General features: G+C 72.6%; 19 protein-coding genes and 1 pseudogene. 6 read left to right on the top strand and 14 right to left on the bottom strand.

What is annotated here, in order from left to right; all coding sequences use genetic code 11:
- The first annotated feature begins 177 nt into the window (after positions 1 to 177).
- Genes ACK8HX_RS08850 through ACK8HX_RS08860 form a run of 3 tightly spaced genes read left to right on the top strand, consistent with a single transcriptional unit; the run spans position 178 to position 6,864 of the window.
- Positions 178 to 3,264, top strand: a complete 3,087-nt coding sequence (locus ACK8HX_RS08850; protein ID WP_411940316.1) for an efflux RND transporter permease subunit — start codon at positions 178 to 180, stop codon at positions 3,262 to 3,264.
- Entirely contained in the window at positions 3,257 to 3,688 is a 432-nt protein-coding gene (locus ACK8HX_RS08855; RefSeq protein ID WP_411940317.1) for a hypothetical protein, read from the top strand. Before ACK8HX_RS08850 ends, ACK8HX_RS08855 begins: the two co-directional genes overlap by 8 nt.
- An 11-nt stretch (positions 3,689 to 3,699) precedes the next feature.
- Positions 3,700 to 6,864 (top strand): efflux RND transporter permease subunit, encoded by a 3,165-nt coding sequence (locus ACK8HX_RS08860; protein ID WP_411940318.1) that lies wholly within the window; start codon positions 3,700 to 3,702, stop codon positions 6,862 to 6,864.
- A 166-nt stretch (positions 6,865 to 7,030) separates the two neighbouring features.
- On the opposite strand, the gene ACK8HX_RS08865 is transcribed toward ACK8HX_RS08860, so the two are convergent.
- The 10 genes from ACK8HX_RS08865 to ACK8HX_RS08910 form a co-directional block, all read right to left on the bottom strand.
- Positions 7,031 to 10,681, bottom strand: a complete 3,651-nt coding sequence (locus ACK8HX_RS08865) for a CBM96 family carbohydrate-binding protein (protein WP_411940319.1) — start codon at positions 10,679 to 10,681, stop codon at positions 7,031 to 7,033.
- A gap of 233 nt (positions 10,682 to 10,914) precedes the next feature.
- A complete protein-coding gene (locus ACK8HX_RS08870) occupies positions 10,915 to 11,589 on the bottom strand; it encodes a hypothetical protein (RefSeq protein ID WP_411940320.1) in 675 nt (224 codons plus the stop codon).
- A complete protein-coding gene (locus ACK8HX_RS08875) occupies positions 11,586 to 12,572 on the bottom strand; it encodes an ABC transporter permease (RefSeq protein WP_411940321.1) in 987 nt (328 codons plus the stop codon). The genes ACK8HX_RS08870 and ACK8HX_RS08875 overlap by 4 nt, the downstream gene beginning before the upstream one ends.
- Positions 12,565 to 13,479 (bottom strand): ABC transporter permease, encoded by a 915-nt coding sequence (locus ACK8HX_RS08880; protein WP_411940322.1) that lies wholly within the window; start codon positions 13,477 to 13,479, stop codon positions 12,565 to 12,567. The genes ACK8HX_RS08875 and ACK8HX_RS08880 overlap by 8 nt, the downstream gene beginning before the upstream one ends.
- Positions 13,476 to 14,210 carry an ABC transporter ATP-binding protein gene (locus ACK8HX_RS08885; protein ID WP_411940323.1) on the bottom strand — a complete coding sequence of 245 codons (735 nt, stop codon included), beginning with the start codon at positions 14,208 to 14,210 and terminating at the stop codon, positions 13,476 to 13,478. Before ACK8HX_RS08885 ends, ACK8HX_RS08880 begins: the two co-directional genes overlap by 4 nt.
- Positions 14,211 to 14,320: 110 nt before the next feature.
- Positions 14,321 to 15,613: a sensor histidine kinase gene (locus ACK8HX_RS08890; RefSeq protein ID WP_411940324.1), complete on the bottom strand. Its 1,293-nt coding sequence runs from the start codon at positions 15,611 to 15,613 to the stop codon at positions 14,321 to 14,323.
- The gene (locus tag ACK8HX_RS08895) at positions 15,610 to 16,299 is read right to left on the bottom strand and encodes a response regulator transcription factor (protein WP_411940325.1); all 690 of its coding nucleotides are present in this window, start codon (positions 16,297 to 16,299) and stop codon (positions 15,610 to 15,612) included. The genes ACK8HX_RS08890 and ACK8HX_RS08895 overlap by 4 nt, the downstream gene beginning before the upstream one ends.
- Before the next feature lie 5 nt (positions 16,300 to 16,304).
- Positions 16,305 to 16,613: a hypothetical protein gene (locus ACK8HX_RS08900; protein WP_411940326.1), complete on the bottom strand. Its 309-nt coding sequence runs from the start codon at positions 16,611 to 16,613 to the stop codon at positions 16,305 to 16,307.
- Between the two features lie 160 nt (positions 16,614 to 16,773).
- The gene (locus tag ACK8HX_RS08905) at positions 16,774 to 17,529 is read right to left on the bottom strand and encodes an SDR family oxidoreductase (RefSeq protein ID WP_411940327.1); all 756 of its coding nucleotides are present in this window, start codon (positions 17,527 to 17,529) and stop codon (positions 16,774 to 16,776) included.
- Between the two features lie 25 nt (positions 17,530 to 17,554).
- Positions 17,555 to 17,749 carry a hypothetical protein gene (locus ACK8HX_RS08910; protein WP_411940328.1) on the bottom strand — a complete coding sequence of 65 codons (195 nt, stop codon included), beginning with the start codon at positions 17,747 to 17,749 and terminating at the stop codon, positions 17,555 to 17,557.
- A gap of 205 nt (positions 17,750 to 17,954) precedes the next feature.
- On the opposite strand from ACK8HX_RS08910, the gene ACK8HX_RS08915 reads away from it, so the two are divergent.
- A complete protein-coding gene (locus tag ACK8HX_RS08915) occupies positions 17,955 to 19,535 on the top strand; it encodes a GAF domain-containing sensor histidine kinase (RefSeq protein WP_411940329.1) in 1,581 nt (526 codons plus the stop codon).
- 61 nt (positions 19,536 to 19,596) lie between these two features.
- Here ACK8HX_RS08915 and ACK8HX_RS08920 read toward each other — a convergent pair whose 3' ends face one another.
- The 3 genes from ACK8HX_RS08920 to ACK8HX_RS08930 all read right to left on the bottom strand — a co-directional run bounded on the left by ACK8HX_RS08920 (position 19,597) and on the right by ACK8HX_RS08930 (position 21,504).
- Positions 19,597 to 20,190: a hypothetical protein gene (locus ACK8HX_RS08920; protein ID WP_411940330.1), complete on the bottom strand. Its 594-nt coding sequence runs from the start codon at positions 20,188 to 20,190 to the stop codon at positions 19,597 to 19,599.
- A 156-nt stretch (positions 20,191 to 20,346) separates the two neighbouring features.
- Entirely contained in the window at positions 20,347 to 21,015 is a 669-nt protein-coding gene (locus ACK8HX_RS08925; RefSeq protein ID WP_411940341.1) for a response regulator transcription factor, read from the bottom strand.
- 21 nt (positions 21,016 to 21,036) lie between these two features.
- Positions 21,037 to 21,504 (bottom strand): pyridoxamine 5'-phosphate oxidase family protein, encoded by a 468-nt coding sequence (locus ACK8HX_RS08930; RefSeq protein ID WP_411940331.1) that lies wholly within the window; start codon positions 21,502 to 21,504, stop codon positions 21,037 to 21,039.
- Positions 21,505 to 22,383: 879 nt separating this feature from the next.
- Here ACK8HX_RS08930 and ACK8HX_RS08935 point away from each other — a divergent pair.
- A complete protein-coding gene (locus ACK8HX_RS08935) occupies positions 22,384 to 22,632 on the top strand; it encodes a ribbon-helix-helix domain-containing protein (RefSeq protein ID WP_411940332.1) in 249 nt (82 codons plus the stop codon).
- Complete coding sequence (locus ACK8HX_RS08940; RefSeq protein ID WP_411940333.1) at positions 22,629 to 22,868, top strand: toxin; 240 nt, start codon at positions 22,629 to 22,631, stop codon at positions 22,866 to 22,868. Before ACK8HX_RS08935 ends, ACK8HX_RS08940 begins: the two co-directional genes overlap by 4 nt.
- Before the next feature lie 484 nt (positions 22,869 to 23,352).
- Here ACK8HX_RS08940 and ACK8HX_RS08945 read toward each other — a convergent pair.
- Positions 23,353 to 23,537, bottom strand: a pseudogene (locus ACK8HX_RS08945) (hypothetical protein); the annotation flags it as partial.

The raw sequence follows: 23,537 nt of genomic DNA on the forward strand, positions 1-23,537 counted from the left end.
CGGTACCTCATCCCATCGGGCCATCGCACCCCCTCCGATCGGGTGGCGCCGCATCGGCACAGCATGAGCAGTCCGGGCCATTACCAACGCAGCACGTCGTCAATAGGCTGCCCAGGGTGAGCGGGAGTTGCAGGAGCTCCCGCCGCGCCTGCCGCAGCCTGGCTGCAGGGGGTCGTCATGATCGGTCGAATCGTCAGGGCTGGTGTCGGCTCGCGCATCCTCGTCGTCATCACCGCGCTCGCCGCCCTCGCGTTCGGGGTGGCCCAGGTCGCCGGCACCCCCGTCGAGGCGGTTCCCGAGTTCGCCCCGGTCACCGTCGAGGTGCAGTCCGAGGCCCTCGGGCTGTCCGCGCAGGAGGTCGAGGACCTCGTCACCGTCCCGCTGGAGTCCAACCTGCTCAGCGGGGTGGCGTGGGTCGACACGATGCAGTCGACCTCGATGGCCGGCCTGTCCTCGATCGTCATGACGTTCGAGGACGGCACCGACCCGATCCGGGCCCGGCAGGTGGTCCAGGAGCGCCTGACGCAGGGGGCCCTGCTGACGAACGCCTCGAAGGCGCCCGTCATGCTGCAGCCGACCTCCGCGGCGAACCGCGTCATGATGATCGGCCTGTCGGCGCAGGACCAGACGCTGGTGGACCTGTCGGTCCTCTCGCGATGGACCATCCGCCCCAAGCTCATGAGCGTCGAGGGTGTCGCCAACGTGGCCGTCTGGGGCATGCGTGACCGCCAGCTCCACGTCCGGGCCGACCCCGTCCGGATGCAGCAGCGCGGTGTGTCCCTCGACGAGCTCGTCGCCACCACCGGCAACTCCCTGTGGGTCTCTCCGCTGAGCTTCCTCGAGGCGTCGACGCCCGGGCGGGGCGGCTTCCTCGACCTGCCCCAGCAGCGCGTCAACGTCCAGCACGTGTCACCGATCACGGACAGCGCCGCGCTCGGTCGCGTCGCCGTCGAGGGCGCGTCCGGACCGGGCGTCACCCTCGCGGACGTCGCGACCATCGTCGAGGCACCCCCGACGATCATCGGCGACGGCATCGTCGCCGGCTCCTCCGGTCTCGTCCTCGTCGTGGAGAAGCAGCCGGGCGCGAGCACGGCCGCCGTCAGCGAGGGCATCGAGGATGCACTCGCCTCGCTCTCGGTGGGCCTGCCAGGTGTGACGATGGACTCCTCCCTGTACCGACCTGCCGACTACGTGGGCGCCGCGGGGCGCAACCTCGCCGTGGCAGGCCTGCTGGCGCTCGGCCTGGTCCTGGTCGGGTCCGCCCTCCTCTACCGGGCATGGCGCCCGGTGGTCACGGTCGTCTCGACCGTCGCCGTCGCGCTCGTGGCGGGATGGCTCGTCCTGTGGGTCCGCGACGCCCCCGTGACCCTCCTCGCCGTCACCGGTCTCGGTGCCGGGGCCGTCCTCGCGATCGCCCAGGCCGTGGCGGCCGTCGACGGGATGGCGGGCTCACCCCCCGAGCTCACCGCCGCACGCCGTGTCGGCGTCGCCTACGGCGCCGTCGGGCTCAACGCCGTCTACACCGCCCTCGCGGCCGTCCTGCTCGTCGTCCCGGTGTACCTCCTGGAGGGACGGGCGGGCGCCTTCCTGCCCGAGGCCGCCACGGGGTTCCTCCTCGCCACCGCAGGGTGCCTCGTCGTCGCCCTGGTCGTCGGGCCGGGGATCGCGGCCCTCGTCGGTGCCGGCCCGGCCAAGGAGGCCGTGCCGCGGGCCGTCTCGTCCCGCGCCTCCGCGGCCGCCTCGCGGCTCGCGACGTCCGCGGTGGCCGTCGTCGCGGTGATCGCGGTCGGGGCCGCTGCGGCGCTCGCCCTCGTCCTCGTCCCCGACGCACAGACCCGCCCCGCCTTCGCGGAGCCCACGATCGTCATGACGGTGACCGCCGAGGAGGGGACCTCACCCCAGGCCCTGACCCGAACCCTCGGCACCGTCGCGGGAACGCTCCGGGACCTCGAGGGCGTCGCGGGCGTCGGCGGGCACGTCGGGCGAGCCGTCACCGGGGAACGTGTGGTCGGCGCAAACTCCGGTGAGCTGTGGATCTCGCTCACCGAGGGCGCCGACCGCGACGCCGTCGCCGCGAGCGCCCTCGAGGCGGCCCGTGGTGCCGGTGGGCTCGAGGCCGTCGTCGGGGGCTACCTCGACGGGCGGGTCGACCGGATCCTCCCCGACGCCGCCGGCCCCCTCGTCGTCTCCGTCTACGGCCCCGAGCCGGAGTCGCTGCGCGCGAGTGCGGCCAGCGCGCTCGAGGTCGTCCGGCAGACACCCGGCGTCGGCAACGCCCGGCTCGTCGAACCGCCGACCGAGCAGACGCTCCAGATCACCGTCGACCTCGCGAGGACCGAGGCGCTCGGCATGACCCCCGGCGAGGTCCGGCGCCAGGCCGCCACCTTGGTGGGCGGGCTGGAGGTCGGCGCGATCTTCGAGCAGCAGAAGGTGTTCGACGTCCAGGTGTGGACGGGCGAGGACGTCCGGAACTCCCCGGAGAAGGTCCGCGCCCTGAGGATCGACACCCCCGACGGGGGCCAGGTCGCCCTCGGTGACGTCGCCACGGTCGAGGAGACGGCCCAGCCGAGCCTCATCCGGCGCGAGTCCGTGCAGCGCCGGCTCGACATCGTCGCCGACGTCTCGAGCGGGCAGACGCGAGACGCGGTCGCCGCCAACCTCGCGCGGATGACGCTGCCCGCCGAGTACCACGCGGAGGTCCGCGGCGAGAGCGCCGGACTGGAGGCCAACGAGCGCAACGTCCTCCTCTACGGCGTCGCGGCGGCCATCGGCGTCCTGCTGCTCCTGCAGGCCGCCACGAGGAACTGGTGGACCGCTGTCGCCGCCACGGCCGCCATCCCGCTCGGGATGGTCGGGGGCCTGGTCCTGGTCCAGGTCGTGGGCCTGACGGTCGGGGCGCTCGCGGGGCTGCTCGCCCTCGCCGTCCTCGGCGTCCACCACGCCCTCACGGTGGTCAGGGTCGCGCGGGCGCGCGCCGATGACCCCGGCACCACCGCCGCCGTGGCCGGAGCCGTCCTGCCGGCCACCGCGCTCACGGTCCTCGTGGGGGGCGGCCTCGCCGTCCTCGGCGGTGGTGCCGGCCTCGAGGTCCTGTGGGACCTCGCCGTCGTCGTCGTCGGCGGTGCGCTGACGAGCGGGCTCGTCGCCGTCGTCGTGCTCCCCGCCGTCGCCGCGCGCTACGGCGGGCGGGAGGAGGCCGTCGAGGACTTCGCCTTCGACGAGGCGGCGCTCTACGGGCACCTGGGGGTCGGGGCCAATGCGTAGCACCGGGCCCGTCCTCGCGCTCGCCGCCACGCTGGCGACGAGCGCCCTGTCGGGGTGCGCGAAGGTCGAGGCGGCCGTGCACGAGCCGCACCCCGCCGTCGAGATCGCCGACGGCGCGGACGACTCCGCACCCAAGACGCTCACCCTCACGGCGGACGCCGTGCGCCGGCTGGAGCTGACGACCGTCGTCGTCGAGGACGCCGCGACGATCCCGTACGCGGCGATCGTCTACGACAAGAAGGGTGCGCCCTGGGTCTACACGAACACGCAGGAACGCACCTACGTCCGGGTGCCGGTGACCGTTCGTCGGGTCACCGGCGACATCGCCGAGGTGGCGGCGGGTCCCCCGCGCGGCACCCGGGTCGTCACCCGGGCGGCCATCAAGCTCTACGGCGCCGAGAACGGCGTCGGCGGCGGACACTAGGGGGCCAGGACATGATGCGACGCATCCTCACGGCGAGCCTGAGGTTCCGGTACATCGCGGTCGCGGCCTCGGTCGTCATGCTCGTCGTCGGCGGCCTGCAGCTGCGGGACACCGCGGTGGACGTGTTCCCCGAGTTCGCGCCTCCCCGGGTCGAGGTGCAGACCGACGCCCTCGGGCTGTCCGCGCAGGAGGTCGAGGAGCTCATCACGGTGCCGATGGAGCAGGGCCTGACCGGCATGCCGGGACTGGTCACGCTGCGGTCCAAGTCGATCCCGCAGCAGTCCTCCATCGAGATGATCTTCGCGAAGGGCACCGACATCATCGAGGCCCGGCGCCTCGTCGCCGAGCGCATCCAGACGATCACCCCGACCCTGCCCAGCTGGGCGACCCCGCCCGTGGTCCTCCAGCCCCTGTCCGCCACGAGCCGCGTCATGAAGATCGGCGTGCGCTCGGACTCGCTCGACCTCATCGAGCAGGCGACCCTCGTCCGCTACAAGATCCGCCCCCAGCTGATGTCCCTCCCCGGCGTCGCGAACGTCGCGGTGTGGGGGATGCGCAAGAACCAGTGGCAGATCCAGATCGACCCCGAGCGGATGCGGGCTGCCGGCGTGACCCTCGAGCAGGTGATGACGGCCGCCTCCGCCGGAACGGACGCGGGCCTGCTCAAGCACCGCACCGGGACCAAGATCGGGACCGGCGGCTACGTCGACGCCGGGGACCAGCGCCAGGTCGTCCAGCACGTGCTCCCGCTCGACTCCGCCGAGTCGATCGGGCGGATCGTGGTCGCCTCCGAGGGCGGGCGCACCGTCCTCATGCGCGACGTCGCGGACGTCGTCAAGGGCCACCAGCTGCTCATCGGCGACGCCGTGATCAACGACGGCGACGGGCTCCTCCTCATCGTCGAGAAGCTTCCGTGGGGGAACACGCTCGACGTGACCCACGAGGTCGAGCGGACGCTCGCGACGATGGGGCCGGCCCTGGGCGACCTCGACATCGACACGACGATCTTCCGCCCGGCCAGCTTCGTGGAGCTCGCGATCGAGAACCTCACGCGCGCGCTGACCCTGGGGATCATCCTCGTCGCCATCGTCCTGGTGTTCTTCCTCTTCCAGTGGCGGACCGCGGTCATCTCCCTCGTCGCGATCCCGCTGTCGCTCGTGGCGGCGGCGCTCGTCCTCCACGTGCGGGGCGAGACGACGAACACCATGGTGCTCGCCGGGCTGGTGATCGCCGTCGGCGTGGTCGTCGACGACGCGATCATCGACGTCGAGAACATCGTCCGGCGGCTGCGGGAGCACCGGGCCGCGGGCGGCACCCGCCCGACCGCGTCGATCGTCCTCGAGGCCTCGCTCGAGGTCCGCAGCCCCATCGTCTACGCGACCCTCATCATCCTCGCGGCCGCCATCCCGGTGTTCTTCCTCACCGGTCTCATGGGCTCGTTCTTCCAGCCCCTCGCGCTGTCGTACACCCTCGCCGTCGCCGCATCGATGCTCGTCGCCGTCACCGTCACGCCGGCGATGGCGTTGATCCTCCTCCGCAGGGCGCGGCTCGACCCGCGGCCGCCACCCCTCGTGCGGTGGACCCAGGCGGGGTACACGCGCCTGCTGCGCCCGGTGGTGCGCCGCCCGCTGGCGGCCTACGCGGTCGTCGCGGCGCTCGTCGCGGGAGGCGTCGCCGTCGTCCCGCGGCTGGGCCAGGACCTGCTCCCGACGTTCCGCGAGCGCGACTTCCTCATGCACTGGGTCCTCGAGCCGAGCGCCTCCTACGACGAGACGATGGCCGTCACGAGTGCGGCCAGCCGCGAGCTGCGCGACGTTCCCGGTGTCCGCAACTTCGGCGCGCACGTGGGCCAGGCCGCGATGGGCGACGAGGTCTACGGCATCTACTTCGTCGAGAACTGGATCAGCATCGACCCCGAACAGGACTACGACGCCACGGTGGACCGGGTCCAGGAGGTCGTCGACGGCTACCCCGGCCTCAGGCGCGACGTCCAGACCTACCTCAAGGAACGCATCCGCGAGGTGCTCACCGGCGCCGGCGAGGCGGTCGTCGTCCGTGTGTACGGCGACGACCTCGACGTCATCGAGGCCAAGGCCCACGAGATCGAGGACGCCATCGCCGGCATCCCGGGCGTCAAGGACCCGCACACCGACCTGCAGACCCGCATCCCGCACCTCGTCGTGCAGGTGGACCTCGACAAGGCCCAGGCGGTCGGTCTCAAGCCGGGGGACGTGCGGCGCCAGGCCGCGGTCTACCTCGCGGCGGAGGAGCTGTCCGACGTGTACCGGGTCGGCAAGGCGTACGACGTCATGGTGTGGAGCGTGCCCGAGGCCCGACGCAACCCCGACCACGTCCGGGACCTGCTCATCGACACCCCGTCGGGCGGCACGGTGCGTCTCGCCGACATCGCGACGGTCGAGATGGGGTCGACACCGAGCATGATCCGGCGCATCGACGGCTCACGTCGCCTCGACGTCGGGGCGAACGTCGACGGACGCCCCCTCGCCGAGGTCGCCGCCGACGTCCGGGCGGCCGCCGCCGCCGTCGAGCTCCCCCTCGGCTACCGCGTCGAGGTCATCGGTGAGGACACCGAGAGGACCGCGGCGTCCCAGCGGCTGCGGCTGCTCTCCGTCGTCGCGTTCGTCGCCATCCTCGGCCTGCTGTACGGGTCCTTCCGACGCTGGCGGCTGGCCTTCCTCAGCCTGCTGACCCTGCCGATGGCGCTCGTGGGCGGTGTGCTCGCGGCGTGGCTGACGAGCGGCACCATGACGATCGGCTCCTTCGTGGGCCTGTTCACCGTCCTGGGCATCGCCGCGCGGAACGGGATCCTCATGATCAGCCACTGCCAGCACCTCGAGAGCGCCGAGGGGATGACGTTCGGCCCGGACCTCGTCCTGCGCGCGGCCCGCGAGCGGCTGGCGCCCATCCTCATGACGACCCTCGCGACGGCTCTGGCGCTCGTCCCCCTCGTCGCGATGGGCGACGTGCCGGGCCACGAGATCGAGTACCCGATGGCCATCGTCATCCTCGGTGGGCTCACCACCTCGACCCTGCTCAACCTCTTCGTGGTGCCGTCGCTCTACCTGCGCTTCGGTCGTGCCCAGGAGGCCCGCCACGCCGTGCGCGAGCCGGAGCCGGTCGTCCTCGGCCCCCAGCCGAAGCCCGCCCTCACCTGACCCGACCTGACCCGTGCCGGGTGCGGCCCCCCACGGCGCGCCCCCCACGGCGCGCCCCCCACGGCGGGAGTCCCTCCGGCTTCCTGCCCCGGAGGGACTCCCCGGGCCGCCAGGTCCAGCCGCGGCCGCCGGAGTCGGCCGCGTGACCCGAGCGACCCGACGCCACCTAGTAGGACGAGGTGACGACGAGGACGGCGGCGGTCGTGGTCCCCGCCTCCTTCGACTGGTAGGCCACGGCGGTGACGCCGGACTGGCTGAGGACGAAGGACCAGGTGCCGTTGCCGGTGACGGTGGCCGTCACCGGGATGTCGACCCAGCCGGCGGCCGCCGTGGGCCCGGCGGATCCCGCCACCGCACCCGGGGCCGGGGCGGTGTTCCACGAGATGGTCGCCTCGTCCCAGGTGGAGCTCGTCGTGCGGGCCTCGACCGTGCTGGTGTTGCGCGCGTTGGCGTAGACGCGCAGCACGGCCGACGTCACGACCGGCTGCACGTTGCTCGTCGTGAACCGCAGGTACGAGCTGACGACCGGGTCGCCGTCGAGTCGCAGCGTCGTGGCGGCGCCGTACTTCGACGTGGGTGAGGCGGAGTTGACGTACGCGTCCGCGCCGACGACGAAGGTCTGCGTCGTGGGGGCGGGCACGAGCGTGCGGGCACCCACGGGGGGCGCCGAGCGCGCCGACCGGTTGCCCGCCGCGTCGACGGCGTCGACCTCGTAGGTGTGGGTCGACCCCGTGGCCAGGCCCGTGTCGGTGTAGGAGGTCGCGGTGGCCGGCAGGTCCCCGCCCACGGCCGTCCCGTCACGGTAGACGCGGTAACCGGTGACGCCCCGGTCGTCGGTCGACGCGGACCAGGAGACCCCGACCGAGGTCAGGCTCGCCCCGGTGGCCTGCACGGCGCCGGGGACGCTCGGGGCCGTGGTGTCCGGGGCCCAGGTCGTCGCGACGGCCGGAGGGCTCGAGAGCGGTGACGAGTTCGCGTTCTCGTCGATGGCGCGGACCGTGTACGTGTAGGTCGTCGCGGACGCGAGGTTCGTGTCGTTCCACGCCGTCGCCGAGGCGCCGGCGAGGCCGGCCGACAGGCCGTCGCGGAAGATCTCGTAGCCGCTGAGGCCGGTGTCGTCGGTCGAGGCGGTCCACTCGACGTTCACCGTGTGCTCGCCCGTGGCCGTGGCCGTCACGTTCCCGGGGGTCGTCGGCGGCGACCCACCCGAGTCCTGCGGCACCGTGATCGTCGCCGACACCGTGTCGGAACGGTTCCCCGCGGCGTCGGTCGTGCTCAGCGCGTAGGTGTAGGTGCGTCCGGCCTTGACCGTGTCGTCGTCGAACGAGGTCGCCGAGGCCGGCAGCTGCGCCAGGGTCGGGTTGTCCCGCTTGAGCCGGTAGCCCGTGATCCCGACGTTGTCGGTGGAGGCGCCCCACCTCAGGCTCACGGTCGTCGGTCCGGTGAGGACGACGTCGAAGGGGTCGGGCAGCTCGGGCGGCGTCTCGTCGGGCGGGCTCACCGAGGACGTCGCGCTGAGGGCCGAGTGGTTCTCGGAGGGGTCGACGGCGTCGACGGCGTAGGTGTAGGCCCGTCCCGCGTTGACGTCGGTGTCGACGTAGGCGTGCTGGGTGGCGGGCACGGTGTCCTTGGCGAGCCCGTCGCGGTAGACGGTGTAGTACGACACCGCGTCGTTGTCGGTCGAGGCCGTCCACGTGAGGTCGACCCTGGTCTGCGAGGCCGCCACCGCCTGGACGTTGCCGGGCACGGTGGGTGGCTGCGTGTCGGGCGGCGGCCGGCTGCTGACGACGAGCTGCGCGGTGGTGGGCGCACCCCCCTCCCGGCTCGCCAGTGATGCCGCCGTCGTGCCGGGCGTCGTGATCTTGAAGGCGTAGGTCCCGTTCCCGACGACGGCTGACGTGACGTCGAGGTCGACCCACGTGTTCGCCGCGACCGCACCGCTCGACGCGATGACGGGGCCCGCCGTGGGCGCGTTCGCCGCGGTGAGGGTGAGCTCGCCCCAGGTCGTCGGGACGGTGCTGACCGCGATCCCGGCCGTGGCCTTCGTCGCGGCCCAGACGCGGAGCGTGGCCTGCGTGACGTTCGGGTGAGACCCGGTCACCGGGAAGCGCAGGTAGGCGCTCGTGGCCGGGTCGGCGTCGAGACGCAGGGTCGTGGCGCGACCGTAGTTCTTCGTCGGCTGCTGCTCCGAGGTGTAGGTGTCCGCGTCGGTGGGCGCGACCTCGGTCACCGGCGTCGGGGCGGGGGTCGTGACGGAGGCGGGTACGGACGCCGGGGACTCGTTGCCCGCGGCGTCGAGGGCGGTCACCGTGAAGGCGAAGGTGCTCGAGGCCGCCAGGTACCTGGCCGTGTACGCCAGGGTGTTCGCCGGCACCGTGGCGAGGACCGCCCCGTTCTGGCGGATCCGGTACTGGGCGACGCCCCGGTCGTCGTCTGCGGCCGCCCAGGCGAGGTCCGCCGAGTAGGTCGCCATGCCCGTGGTCCGCAGGGTCGCGGTGAGGGCCGTGGGCCGTGTCGGGACGCCGGTGTCGGGGGACAGGGCGGCGCACCGGACGAAGCCGGAGTCGAGGACCTTGCCGGTCGACCCGTCGGGTGTCCGGTACGTGTAGTCGATCCGCTCGGGGTAGACCTCGAGGCGCAGGGCGCCGTAGGCCTGCGCCGTGGCGACGACCCGGGGGTCGGAGCCGGTGATGCTCTGGCTGGAGTGGCCGCCGGCACCGGACACCATCTGGGTGACGCCGTCCGGGTCCGGCTGCTGGTTGCCGTCGAGCGGGGCCCAGTGCTGGTACTGGTGGTCGTGGCCGGTGAGGACCAGGGTCACGTCGTTCTGCCGCAGCACCTGCCACATGGCGGACAGGCGCTGCGAGGGACCCTCGCTGCCCACGGTGTTGAGGGGGTGGTGCCAGAGGACGACGGTGCAGGGGTTGGCCCGGTTCGCGAGGTCCTGGACGAGCCACTCGTACTGCGGTGTGCCAGGGGCGGTCTGGTTGTACTGCGTCGTCGAGTCGAGGGCGACGACGTGCCACCCGCCGGCGTCGAAGCTGTAGTAGGGGGAGATGCCGTTCCAGTACCGGAAGTAGCCGTCGGCCTCGAAGGTGCCGGTGGCCGTCTTGTTGTACTCGTGGTTCCCGACGACCGGCGCGGTGATCCCCTTGAACCGTCCGTACCAGCTGGTCGAGTCGCCGTACCAGTTCTTGAACTCGGTGATCGTGCCGTCGTCGTAGACGTCCCCGAGGTAGGTCAGCATCTCGGGCTGCCACGCCGCGATCATGTCCGTGACGTCGGTGGCGGCCTGCTCGCCGCCGGCGCCGTCCCCCACGGCGGCGACGACGAGCGGGTCGCTCTTCGTCGAGGCCGGGCTCGTCGGGGGGGTGTAGCTGCCGGTGGGCCCGGGGGGCGTCGTGACGTCGTTGGCGAACGTCAGGTCGACGGACGCGGGGTCCGAGATCGAGCCGTCCCGGAACACCGCCTGGGCACGCAGCGATGCCGCGCCGTCGACGAAGTCGGCCGTGTCGAGCACGAAGGTGTAGGGAGCCTCGTAGTCGGTGAGCAGGTACTGGTCGCGCAGCGCGAACTCGGCCTTGGCGACGCGGGGCCCGCCCGGCGACACGTCGACGGTCGCGGAAATCTGCACCGGCCCCGTGGCCGAGGCGTCGACGGCCACCGACAGGCACAGGGTCGCGCTCCACCCCGCCGCCGTCGTCGTCGTGCACGAGCTCTGGGTGGCCGCGCTCGGCTGCACCGCGACGAGGGCGGCCCCGAGGACGAGGGCAGCGGCGGTCGCGCGGACCCCCGCACGACGGGACGGCGACGACATCAGCGGCCTCCTGCTTGGCCTGGATCGTGCACTCGGCCCGGGAAAGCACCCCGGACCGACCGAAGAACCCCGTCCGGCGCCGAGGCGACCGGGCGGCAGGGACCCCGGAGGTCTTCGGCCCAGCCGCAGCCTAGGGGAGGACCTGACCTGCGGACATAGCCCGTTGGTGGGGTTGGTGGCCCCTGAGGATGGCTCGACCGGGCCATGGCGGCCGGCCACCCCGGGCGGGTATGTCAGTCGGCCTCCTCCGCCCCGCCGGCGTCCTTCCTCACCCTGGCGGTCTGCGGCGCCGCGTCGACCGCGCTGACGACGACGGTGACGTCGAGGGCGTTCGTGTCGGTGTAGTAGAGGGAGAACGTGTTCACGGGGAAGTGGTCGGTCGCCCGGGTGCCGTCGAAGTGCGCGACCCGCTCCGCCCCGGGCGCGATCGTGAAGGAGTCCGGCAGGCGCACGTAGTAGCTCTCGGAGTCCTTCGTCCTCGGGTCCCTGATCGTGTAGTAGACCTCGAACCCGGTGAGGGGGGCCGACCCGGTGTTGCGCAGGGCGACCTCGAGGTGGTCCGGCGCGTCGCCGCCGCCGCCCTCGGCGACGTTGTTCTCGACGAGCACCTCCTCGATCGCCAGCGCCTCGACCGTGGAGCCGTTGACGATGGGGTTGCCCTTCACGGGGAGCACCGGGGAGATGCTCGCCGGTGCCGCGGGCGTCGTCGGTGCCGCGCTGCCCGGCATCGATGAGGTCTCGGCTCCGGTCGCCGCCGGGACACTGGACGCGGCGCTCCCACTGCTCCCGCCGGTGGCCGGCGGGTCGCCGGAGCAGGATCCGACGAGCAGGAGCGCCACGGCCAGGCCCACCCCGGTCCGGACCGGACCGGTGCGCCGGGACGAGGGGCGAGGGACGACGCGGGTCATGGTCCACCTCCGGGTGCGGTTGCCGGCCGTGACGCGAACGCACGGCGCAGGGCGAGGAACAGGGCGGCCACGGTGCCGAGCAGCCACCAGATGTCGTGTCGTGTCTCGTGGAGCAGCCACGGCAGGTCGAAGGGCCGGTACCGCTCCTTGACGTCGCTCATGGCGAAGGCGAAGCGCTCGTAGTGCTTCGACAGCGACAGCTCCTCGACGCCCGTCCGCACCCGCTCGTACCCGGTGAAGTGGGAGAGCACGGTGACCTCACCGTCGTGGTCGAGCGTGAGCGCCTGGAACAGGCCGCCGGGGAGCTGGTTGTCGGCGTCCATGGTGTCGCCGACCTGGGGCAGGACGAGGACCACGACGAGCCAGACGCCGAGCGCCGCCGTCAACCCGTTCGCCGCGTTGCGGGACACGGCGGCCGCGATCGCCCCGAGGCAGGAGAACGCGCCGAGGTAGAGCAGGGTAGCGAGGTACGCGAGGGTGAGCTGCAGCCCCTCGCCGGGGCTGATCCGGTCGTGCCCACCCCACGTGATGCCGATGACGCCGACGACGGCCGCGGCGAGGGTGAGGGTCGCGAACAGCCCGAGGGCGCCGAGGAAGGCGCCGGTGGCCTGCTCGCTCGAGGTCATGGGCCGCGAGCGCAGCAGGGGGAGGGTTCGGTTACTGCGCTCCCGGGACACCGTGAGGTACCCCGTCGCGATGGCGATGACGGCGCCGATGATCTCGAGGTACTCGAACGCGCCACGCAGCAGCGAGAGCGGCGCGAGGGGCGACGGCGCGATCCGGTCCAGGCCGGCCGCCCGGGCCGCAGCGCGATAGGCCTCGTACTCGGCGAGGCGTGCGGCGTACCCGGCGGTCGCGTTGTGGACGGCGACGGCGGTGACGACGACGACGAGCACCAGCAGGACGAGGAGCACGCGGCTGCGGACCGCCGCCCGGTACTCGTGGCGCGCGATGACGAGGACACGGCGCGCGGAGTCACTCATCGCCCGCCCCCCTCGACCAGTCGTGCGAGCCCACCAACCGGACGAGCAGACCGAGGAGGAGGGCCGTCGCGACGAGCAGCGGGAGGACCCGGACCAGGGTGCTCACCACCGGCTCGGGCGGTGCGGTGCGCAGGACGACCCCGGACGCCGCCTTGAACTGCTCGACGACCGAGAACGGTCGCGCGTGCTCCGTGACGCGGAAGAAGGCCTGCGACGTGCCGACGGGCTCGCTGATCGGGTTGAGCGACTGCGTGGGGCGCAGGCCCGACGTCAGCTGGGGAACCGCGAACGTCACCACGAGCCAGACACCGATCGCGCCGAGCAGGGCCAGGGCCCGGGCGCGGGCGAGGAGCACGGTGGCCATCCCGACGAGGGCGAAGGCCAGCAGGTACAGCCACGACAACGCGAAGAACGCCCCGAGGCGGGCGAGCTCGTCGGCGGTCACGGACCCGTTGACGAGCAGCAGGGCCGCGGCGCTGACGACGAGGCCGGCGAGGAGCACCCCGGCGAGGACCAGGCCGACCGCGAGGACCGTCCCGAGGGCCACCTGCGTGCGGCGCACCGCGCGGGAGAAGACCAGCCTGCCCAGGCCGGCGCTCTCGTCGTCCGCGAGGGCGAGGTGGCCGAGCACCAGGGCGAGGAGGGCTCCGACGAGGGGGATGTAGACGACCAGGTTCGACAGGGCGGACAGCCTCGGCTTGAGGAGGAAGGGGTTGGGGGGGGCGGGCTGGCCCGTCGAGGCGAGCAGCCGGGCGGCCTCGTCGTAGACCCGCACGATCGTCCGGTGGCTCGACCACCCCAGCACTCCCGCGAGGGCCGTGACGACGAGCAGGGTGCTCGCCGTGACGATGACGACGCGCTGCCGGTGCAGCACGCGCAGCCGGTGGCGCGTCACCGCGGCGATCACGCGGGTGCACCCCCCATCCGCAGGTAGATGTCCTCGAGCGACGCCTCGTCGGGGAAGTGCCGGGTCGTCTCCTCGATGGAGTCCTTGTAGACGAGCTCTCCGTGGTTGAGGACGCCGATGGTGGTGCAGACGCGGGCGACCTCGCTGAGCAGGTGGGTGTTCATGAAGACCGTCATGCCCAGCTCGGCGTTGAGGCGCTGCACCGTCTCGCGCAGCGCGCGGACGCCGAAGGGGTCGAGCCCTGCCGTCGGCTCGTCGAGGAAGAGGACGTCCGGCCGGTGCACGATCGCCTGCGCGATCCCGACCCGCTGGCGCATGCCGGTCGAGAAGGTCCGCAGACGCCGGTCGGCGAGGTCGGAGCAGCCGAGGAAGTCCAGGGTGCCCCGGGCCGCGCGGCGCGGGTTCGCCACACCCGAGAGGGTCGCGAGGAACTCGAGGTTCTCCGACGCGGTGAGGTGCCCGTACATCCGCACCTCGGAGGGGAGGTAGCCGATGCGCCCCGTGACGGCCGCCCGGTCGGCGACGACGTCGTGACCACAGACCGCGGCGGTTCCGGAGGTGGGGCGGACGAGGGTGGTGAGGATGTTGACGGTGGTCGTCTTGCCGGCGCCGTTGTGGCCGAGGAAGCCGAACACCTCCCCGCGCTCGATCGTGAGGTCGACGTCGCGCAGCGCGGTGACCTCCCCGTACCGGTGACCGAGGCCGCGCAGCTCGATCGCGGGAGCAGCCATGGCGTCCTCCTCGTCGTCCGTTCCCCGACGCTAGGGCGGAGCGGGTGAGCGCCGGGCCAGCACACGTCGCGCGGACGGACAGCGTTCTGCCAGAAGTCGGTTCTCCGGCCTCAGTCGTGGGCCCGCCGCCATGCGACCTCGACGCGGGCGGGCGATCCGGGTCTGCCGAGGTCGATCCGGCCGCCCATGGCCTCGACGTACCGTCGGGCGAGCGGGAGACCGAGACCGTGCGGCTGCCCCCCGACCTGCGTGCCCTCGCCGTCACCGTCGGTCATCGGGTCGGGGAAGCCGACACCCTCGTCGTCCACCAGGACGACGACCTCCTCGCCGCGGTCGGTGGCCTCGACGCTGACCTCGCCCTCGCCGTGGGTCCGGGCGTTGTCGAGGAGGACGTCGAGGACGTGGCGCACCATCGTGGCCTCGGCATCGACGGCGGGGAGGTGGCGGGGAACCCGGACCACGAGCCGGCGCCCCTCGCCCTCGAGCCGGCGCCGCCACACCGGCTCGACCGCGGCGAGCACCTGGCCGAGCTCGACGGCGGCGCCGGGGCGGGTCGACCCCCGGGCGATCCTCAGCAGCTCGGTGATCGTCGCCTCGAGCCGGTCGACGTCCTCGAGGCACTCGAGCAGCACCTGGACCCGGTCCTCGCGCGGGAAGGCGAGCTCGGTCTCCAGGGCGGCACGCAGCCCGGCGACGGGGGTCCGCAGCTGGTGCGACGCGTCGTCGCTGAAGGCGCGCTCCCTGGCGACGAGGTCCTGGAGGCGGCGCCCGGTGGCGGTCAGGGCATCCGCGGCCTCGTCGAGCTCGGGGATCCGGCTCGGCGGCACCTCGACGGCGAAGGTGCCCCGGCCGAGCTCGACCGCGGCGTCCCGCAGCCGGCGGACCGGTGTGGCGAGCCACCCGGCGAGGAGCGCCCCGATGGCCGCCGCGACCACGAGGACGACCGCGGCACTCGCCCCGAGGAGGGCGAGGAGACCGAGCGAGCGGCGGTCGCTCGCCGAGGTCGGCTGCTCCGCCCGGATGACACCGATGACCTGCTCGTCCGCCGCGACCGGGACCGCCGCGAGCCGGATGCCGCCGGTCCGCACCTCGACGACCCGGTTGTCGAGGGCCGCGAGCACCGCCGGCTCGGCGTTGCCCGGGCCCGACCCGGCCGCGAGCCGCCCGTCGGGGGCGTAGAGCCCGAGCGTCGTCCCGCCCTCTCCCTCCGGCATCTCGACGGGGTCCGGGCTGGTGGCGAAGTCGGCGGGGACCTCCCGCGCCGCGAGGACCGCCTGTCGCTCGAGGCGCAGCGTCGCGTCCTCGTCGACGAGCTCACGGACGACGATCGCGAGGGGCGCCGCGAAGAGGAGGACGGCGACGGCCGTCACCGAGAGGATGACGGTGAGGAGACGGCGCCTCACGACAGCTCGAGCCGGTAGCCGACGCCTCGTAGCGTCGTGATCCGGCTGGCCTCCCGGGCCCCGTCGACCTTGCGCCTGAGGGCGGCGATGTGGAAGTCGAGCGTCTTGGTGGACCCGACCCAGTTCTCGTCCCAGACGTCGTTGATGAGCGTCTCGCGCGAGACGGCGTGCCCGGTGTCGGCCATGAGCCGCGCGAGCAGGTCGAACTCCTTGGCCCGCAGGGTGAGCTCCTCGCCGCCCAGCCAGGCCCGCCGGGCCGCGGGGTCGATGACGAGGTCGTCGGCGGCCCGCGTCGAGGCGGAGGCGGAGGTCCCCTCGCGCCGGCGCAGCTGTGCACGGATCCGGGCGAGCAGCTCGGCGAGCTTGACGGGCTTGGTGACGTAGTCGACCGCGCCGGCGTCGAGGCCCACGACGACGTCGAGCTCGAGGTCGCGGGCCGTCATCATGACGACGTCGAGGCCGGGGTCGCCCTCGAGCAGGCGGCGGCAGACGTCGAGCCCGTCGATGTCGGGGAGCCCGAGGTCGAGCAGGACGAGGTCCGGACGTCGCTCGCGCGCGGCGACGACCGCATCGCTCCCGGTGCGGACCCAGCGCGGGTCGTACCCGCTCCCGGCCAGTGCACGAAGGAGCGTCGACCCGATGCGCTCGTCGTCCTCGACGAGGAGGAGGTGCGCGCCGCCGGACATGCCTGTCACGTGGTCTCGCCCGGGGGCGGGAACCTCCGCCGAGCCGAGAGCAGCAGGTGCAGCGCGGCACCCTCCGCCACGGGACTGCGTGGTCCGGTGATCTCCTCGGGACCGTGGATCCGCAGGGCGCCGCACCGCGCGCAGACCTCGGACACGAAGGGACCGGGCAGGGCGAAGCAGACGTCCCGGAGCCGCCAGACGTGGTCGTGGCCACCCGCCGGGCCATGGGCACCCGGCGGGTTCGACATCGACCGACCTCGTCGCCCGGTGGAGGAGCGCCCCTCCATCGCCCGGCCGTCCGCCTCGTCGGTCATGGCAGCAGTGTCGCGGTCGCCGACGCCGTGCACCATGGTCCATCCGAGCCACCCGACGGGGCCCGTTCGGGTGGGCCTTCAGCGTCGCGTCGTGAGCCACGCCTGCGGGGCGGACGTCGGCGGGCGGCGTGTCGCGGCCGGCGGTGCACTCCGTGCGCGCCTACGGCCACCCGTGCTCCATCAGCGGGGTGATCGTGACCTCGTTGAGCACCGGGGCCCCCGGTGTCGTCGCCATCCAGCCCACGAGGTCGGCCACGGCCGCCGGGTCCAGCGAGTCACGGCTCGACACGACCGGCGGCGTCCGGCGAGGAGCCGCGTCGTCGAACTCGCCCCACCCCGTGGACATGGCACCCGGGTACACCAGGCACACCCGGATGCCGTCGGCGCGGCCCTCCGCCGCCAAGGACTGGGTCAGGCCCGTGAGACCGAACTTCGTCGAGCAGTAGGCGGAGGCGCCGGCCCACCCGCGGCGCCCGGCCACCGACGACACGTTGACGACCAGCCCACCGCCGCGGGCGGCCATGAGCGGCATCACCTCACGTGCCAGCACGAACGGGGCCGTGAGGTTCACCGCGACCACCCGGTTCCAGTCCTCGAGGGACGTCTCTCGGGCGGGACCCGGGGCGTCCGTACCGGCGGCGTTGACGAGGACCGACGGCGGCCCCGTCTGCGCCAAGGCATCACGGACCACCCGTGCGAGGTCGCCGGAGGCGAGGTCGACGGCACAGGTGTGCGCGGACACCCCTTGCGCCTCGACCTCGTGGGCCACGGCGTCGAGGTCATCCGCCCGGCGGGCCAGCAGCAACACGTCACACCCGTGGCGCGCCAGCCGCAGGGCCGTGGCCCGACCCAGTCCGCTCGATGCACCGGTGACGACTGCCGTCGAACCACTGAGCGGAGTCGCCTCGACCATCATGGGCCCAGTCTGGCCCGAGAAGGCGTCAGTGGGCGATGCGCTGGCGCCGGAGTCTCGCCAGGACCTGTTGCTCCCGGCGCGCCAGCCGGAGGAGCTCGGCGTCGAGCGGGGGCGTGGCGCGCGACCGGGTCCGTGCGGCCCGCACGAGGTACATCTCGTCCTCGATCTCGGCCAGTTCTCGGATGAGCGCTCGGGTCGCCGGGTTGTGGGACGCAGCCATGGGAGCCCCCGTTCTGACAGGGATGCAGGAACCCCACGCGGTTGGAGGTAGGACCCATCGTCCACGGTCCGCGGGGGCTGTCAAGGCCCACGTCACGCGGGACTCACCGCCCGTGGGGTTGCTCGCGTGCGAGATGCCGTCTGGCGTTCACCGGGTGGTCGCGAAGGTGCCTGCCTGGGGGTCGCCATCGGGGAGGATGGCCCCCGTGGCGTCCACCGAGCCGATGATGACCGAACCCGTCCGCTCCCTCCTCGATGCCGTGACCGCGATGGCGTCGGACCTCGACCTGCGCAGTGTCCTCGTCCGGATCGTCGAGGCGGCGACGGCCGTGACCTCGGCGCGCTACGGCGCGCTCGGGGTCGTCGGCTCCGACGGCACGCTCACCGAGTTCGTCACCACGGGCATCGAGGAGGACGTCCACCGCCTCATCGGCGACCTCCCCCGCGGCCGCGGCATCCTCGGCCTGCTCGTCAGCGACCCGCGCGCCATCCGCATGCACGACCTCACCGCGCATCCGCAGTCGGTCGGCTTCCCGCCGAACCATCCGCCCATGGGCACCTTCCTCGGGGTTCCCGTCCGGATCCGCGGCACCGTCTTCGGCAACCTCTACCTCACCGAGAAGGCCGATGGCGGCGACTTCACCGCGGAGGACGAGGAGCTCGTCGAGGCGCTCGCCCGTGCCGCCGGCTTCGTCGTCGAGAACGCGCGCGCCTACGCCATCAGCGAGCGGCGTCGGCAGTGGCTGGAGGCCACCGCCGAGCTGGTCGAGGCCCTCCAGCCCCCGGTCGACCTCGGCCGCGCCCTGCAGCGCATCGCAACGAGTGCCCGCGCCGTCTCGCGGGCCCGGGCCGCGGCCATCCTCCGCCCTGGCGCGGGCGAGGACGACCGTCTCGCCGCCCTGGTCTGCGAGCCCGACGAGCTGGAGACGGTGCGGGCCGCCCTCAGGCTGGTCGCCGATCGGGCTCTCGACCAGCCCGAGGTCGACGCCGTCGAGCTGGAGGTCGCCGGGTCCGCGGCGGTCGCCATCCCCCTGCGCGCCCATCTCGGCGACCAGGGTGTCCTCGTCACCCTCCACGACGAGCCGGCGTCGCGGCGCGGCCACGAGGAGCTCGAGCTGCTCACGTCGTTCGCCGACCAGGCCGGCCTGGCCCTCGACCGGGCCCGGGCCGTCTCCGACCGCGAGGAGCTCGCCGTCATCTCCGACCGGGAGCGGATCGCCCGCGACCTCCACGACGTCGTCATCCAGCGCCTCTTCGCGACCGGGTTGCAGCTCCAGGGGGTCTCGATGCTCGCCGGTGACGGCGAGGTGACCGAGCGCCTCGAGCGCGCGGTCTCCGACCTCGACCTGACGATCAAGGACATCCGGGGGACGATCTTCGAGCTGCAGGACCGCAGCGCGGGGTCGCTGCGGCAGGACGTGCGGACGGTTGTGCGCGAGTACGTCCCTGTCCTCGGCTTCGCGCCCGTGGTGCGAACCCTCGGTCCGGTCGACAGCGCCGTCCCGCACGAGGTTCGGGCCCACCTCCTCCCGGTGCTGCGCGAGGCCGTCTCGAACGTGGCGCGCCACGCCCTCGCTGACCGCGTCGAGGTCGAGCTCGAGGTCCGGGACCACGAGGTCCTCCTCACCGTGCTCGACGACGGGAGCGGGGTGCCGCCGGACCGGTCCGAGAGCGGCCTGCGCAACGCGCGGCGGCGAGCCGCCCAGCTCGGCGGCTCGCTCACGCTCTCGCCGAACGAGCCCAGCGGCACCGTCTTCACCTGGCGGGTCCCCCTCTCGAGATCGTGACAACCGAACCGGCCGGCCCCCGCTGTCGCGGAGCCGGCCGGTTCGGTTGTCCCGGGGGCGGTTACCGGAGGACGGGGAGGCGCTGCGCGAGTCGGGTGCGGTCCCACCAGCGGGCGAGACCCCACGTGTGGCCGGCGGCACCGGCGACGAGAACGGCCATGACGATGATCCCGACGAGGTGGTCGTCGACGACCGGGTTGTTCTCGAGCGGCAGCGACGCCGCGTACATGAACGCGTAGAGGAGGGCGCCCGCCGCGGCGCCGAGCCGCAGGCCCACGCCGAGCAGGAGGGTCACGCCCACACCCAGCAGCCCGAGCATGAACAGCCAGTCGACGACGGCGTTGCCGGCGAGGCCGCTGAAGAACCCCTTGAAGGGGTTGTTCTCCGGGATCGCGAAGCTGAGGAACCCGGTGGTCGGGCTGCCCCCGTTGATCCAGGCGGCGTCACCGAACCGGTCGAGGTTGCCCTGCTGGTCGTAGCCGGTGTGGAAGCCGAGTGCGAAGGTCTTGTCGAGGAAGGCCCACAGGAAGGTGACGCCGAAGGCGATGCGCAGGGCAGCGAGCGAGCGGGCGAGCCAGAGGGGCCGCTCGGTGATCTGCTCGACGGCGGCGGCGTGGGTCGTGTCGTGGGTGGGGCGGTGGGCGGTGGCGGTCATGGGTCTTCTCCTTCGCTGGTGCTGGTCTCGTCGTGCTGCGCCCAGCGTCTCGCGAGGGAAGGGGACGGGGTCAGGGCCCGTGGTCACCGGCCCGTGGGACGAAGGTCCCGGGTCGGCCGGGACGTCCGGCCGCGCGTCCGGCGGCGGCCGGCGCAGTCAGCGGTGTGAGCCGCCCGACGGGTCAAGGAGGCGGGAGGCGAGAACGGCCGCTTGGGTCCGCCGCTCGACGCCGAGCTTGGCGAGGATGTTCGAGACGTAGTTCTTCACGGTCTTCTCGGCGAGGAACATTCGCTCACCGATCTGCCGATTCGTCAGTCCCTCGGCGATGAACGCGAGGAGCTTGAGCTCCTGCGGGGTGAGTTCCGCCAGTTCCGGTGCGGCCCCAGCGCCGTTGCGGACGCGGTCGAGGACGCGGGTCGTGAGCGAGGGGTCGATGAGGGAGTTTCCCGCGGCGACCGTGCGGATGGCGCCGACGAGGTCGTTGCTCCGGATGTCCTTGAGGACGTAGCCGGACGCGCCGGCCATGATCGCCGCGAACAGCGCCTCGTCGTCGTCGTAGGACGTGAGGATCAGCGCCTTGATGCCCGGGTCGAGCGAGCGCACGGCGCGGCAGACCTCGATGCCCGAGCCGTCGGGGAGGCGGGCGTCGAGGACCGCGACGTCGGGACGCAGGGCCGGGATGCGGGCTGTGGCGTCGGTGGCGTTGTCGGCCTCCCCCACCACCTCGATGCCGTGCCGCTCGAGGAGGAAGCGCAGCCCTTCACGGACGACGTCGTGATCGTCGAGGAGGAAGACGCTCACCGGCTCCTGGTCCACGGCGCCCAGTCTAGGACGGGCCTTGGTGGGTCAGGCGGAGCGGGCGACGTCGTCGCGGCGGGCCGCCTGGTCCTCGCCGACCCGTGGTCCGGGCTCGGGCTCACGGCCCAACCGGCGCCCCGTCAGCTCGTCGAGGCGGATGCGCATGACGAGGGAGCGCGCGCCGCTCGCCCACGGCTGCGGCTCCCAGTGGTGGCGGATGGCGTCGAGCTGGCCCCGGTCGCGGACGACCTCGGCGCGGCCGCGCACGACGACGCTCCAGCCCTCCCTCCGGTCGGGGTCGAAGGAGTCGGTCTCGAAGGCGACGAGGGCGTCCCGTCCGTGGGTTCCGAGCACGCTGTACGGCGACGTCCTGACGACGACCGCACCGTCGACGACGGAGTAGTTGAGCGGGACGATGTGGGGGCCGTCGGGCGCCGACAGCGCGAGGCGTCCGGCGACCCCGGACGACAGCAACGCATGGCACTCGGATCGGCTCAGCGGACGAGCTTGTGGCATCGCACGCCTCCTTGTCTGGTCTCACCAGCACGGGTCATGCCCTGATCGTCCGATCCGTGGGCGCCTCGCGACAGGGCCATAGGTCCTCGCCCGGAGGGCCCCTCGTCCGCCGCGGGCCCCGAGGGCACCACGGGGCGTGGTGAACGCGGCCCCGGCAGGAGCCGCGAGCCGAGCGGGTTGGTGCGTCCGTTCGGTGCCCCCGGCAGGAGCCGCCGTCGCTGCTCACTCCTTCGTCGCGACCGGCTCCGGCTCCCGTCATCCTGCCGGGGTCCCCGCCCGGCCGCGCTGGCGCGCGTCCGTTCGGTGCCCCCGGCAGGATTCGAACCTGCGACACCTTCTTTAGGAGATTCCTCGGGGCCTTCGAGAGGGTGGCTACGAACCGTGTTTGTGCGGGAAACCGGGTGTGCTCGATTCGGTCGCGGAGGGGTTCTGTCCGGAAATGGTGCCCAAAATGTGCCCACGAAATGGCCTCGGGCAGAGCTGAGCCACCGAGCCGACAGCGGAGCAGATCCGTCCGGCGGAGTGGTCGGGTCAAGGGTGGCCGCAGGCCATCACGTAGTGACGCATCGCGCCCTTGAGGCGGCCCGGAGTCGGGCGGGACAGTGGAGCGGCGGGTCGGCGGCTGCGGTGAGCTGATCGTTTGAGATCGAGGGCACCGGGTCGTGTGGTCCGGTGCCCTTCTCGTATGCCGTGGGTCGACTCGACGGTGCGCGCCGGGACCGGCCGCCAGGCCGCATGCCCGGCGCGGCGGCGGGCCGAAGGCCCGCCCTTGACGGAGTACAGAGAATTCTCACCGAGCGCAAAAGCCGGTGCGCTTCATGCGGCGGCAAGTGCGACGAGGCGGTGGTCCGCTCGCACATTCTGTAATACGCTTTGACCATGGAAACGGTCAACGGTGTCCCGGTCACGGACGAGATGATCCAGGAGTGGGCCGACGAGGCTGAGCGGGGCTACGACGTCAGCCAGCTGCGCAAGCGTGGGCGCAAGCCGATGGGCGACGGCCCCGCACGCGTCGTCCCTGTCCGCGTTGATGACACCCTGCTCAGTGCGCTGGACCAGCGTGCCGAGCACGATCACGTCAGCCGGTCTGAGTTGATCCGTGCCGCAATCCGCGCATACGTCGCGTGAAGGTCGCCCCTTCGGCCCTCAAGCACGGCATCAGCGAACTCGACATCCTCTACGCCGCCGAGAACTGGGCGTACGCCAGCCAGCCAGACGACGACGTCCCGGCCAAGCACTTCGTGCTGGGTTTCGACTCGAACGGTCGACTCCTGGAACTTGCGATCCTGACGTTCGACAGCGGCCAGCAGCTCGTCATCCACGCCATGAAGGCGCGACCCAAGTACCTGCACCTACTCGACTGAGGTCTGCCATTTGCGGGTGGCAGCGTGAGCGCAAAACTGCCCCTGATGGCTCGAGGGATGCGCGATCAGGCGGCGTGTGCGTTCGTTGCTGGTTCAGAGGGCAGCCGGACGGGGACCCTGCGAGGATCGTTCCATGCCGTCGCAGAGCCCAAGGTCGGGAGCCACCACGCTGTACCTGTGCGGCTCCTCGCTGAATTCGCGTCGCGCTGAGGAATGGTCTTGGTGAGTCCCGAATCGTTGTTTGCGACCCGAGCCGCCGGAGCGGGAGCGATTGTGATTCTGGCGGTCCTGCTGTCTTGGGCGGACCTCTCACAACCGCTAACGCTGGCGCCCTTCGCAGTCGGTTACCTCTGGGCACAGGTGGGATTCAGGATGGCGTTGCGCTCCACCGGTTTGTCACAGCGCAAGCGAACTTTGCTGTTCATCGCGTAGCGCTACCAGCCGGGACTGCTGAAGGTCTGGTTGACACTTCCGGTGTGGTGTTTCAGGCCGCGTGAGCGGCTCGGTTGATGGTCTCAAACTCGATCGGGGTGAGCTTGCCGAGGGCGCGTTGTCGGCGCCGGCGGTGGTACGTGCGTTCGGTCCAGGTGACTGAACCGCCCCGGGTTTGGTGGAGGGTCCTGACCTCTTCAGGGAGGCTGGAGTCATGCCCGCACCGAGGAAGTACAG

Source organism: Oryzobacter faecalis, assembly GCF_046764005.1.
Classification (GTDB): Bacteria; Actinomycetota; Actinomycetes; order Actinomycetales; family Dermatophilaceae; genus Oryzobacter; species Oryzobacter faecalis.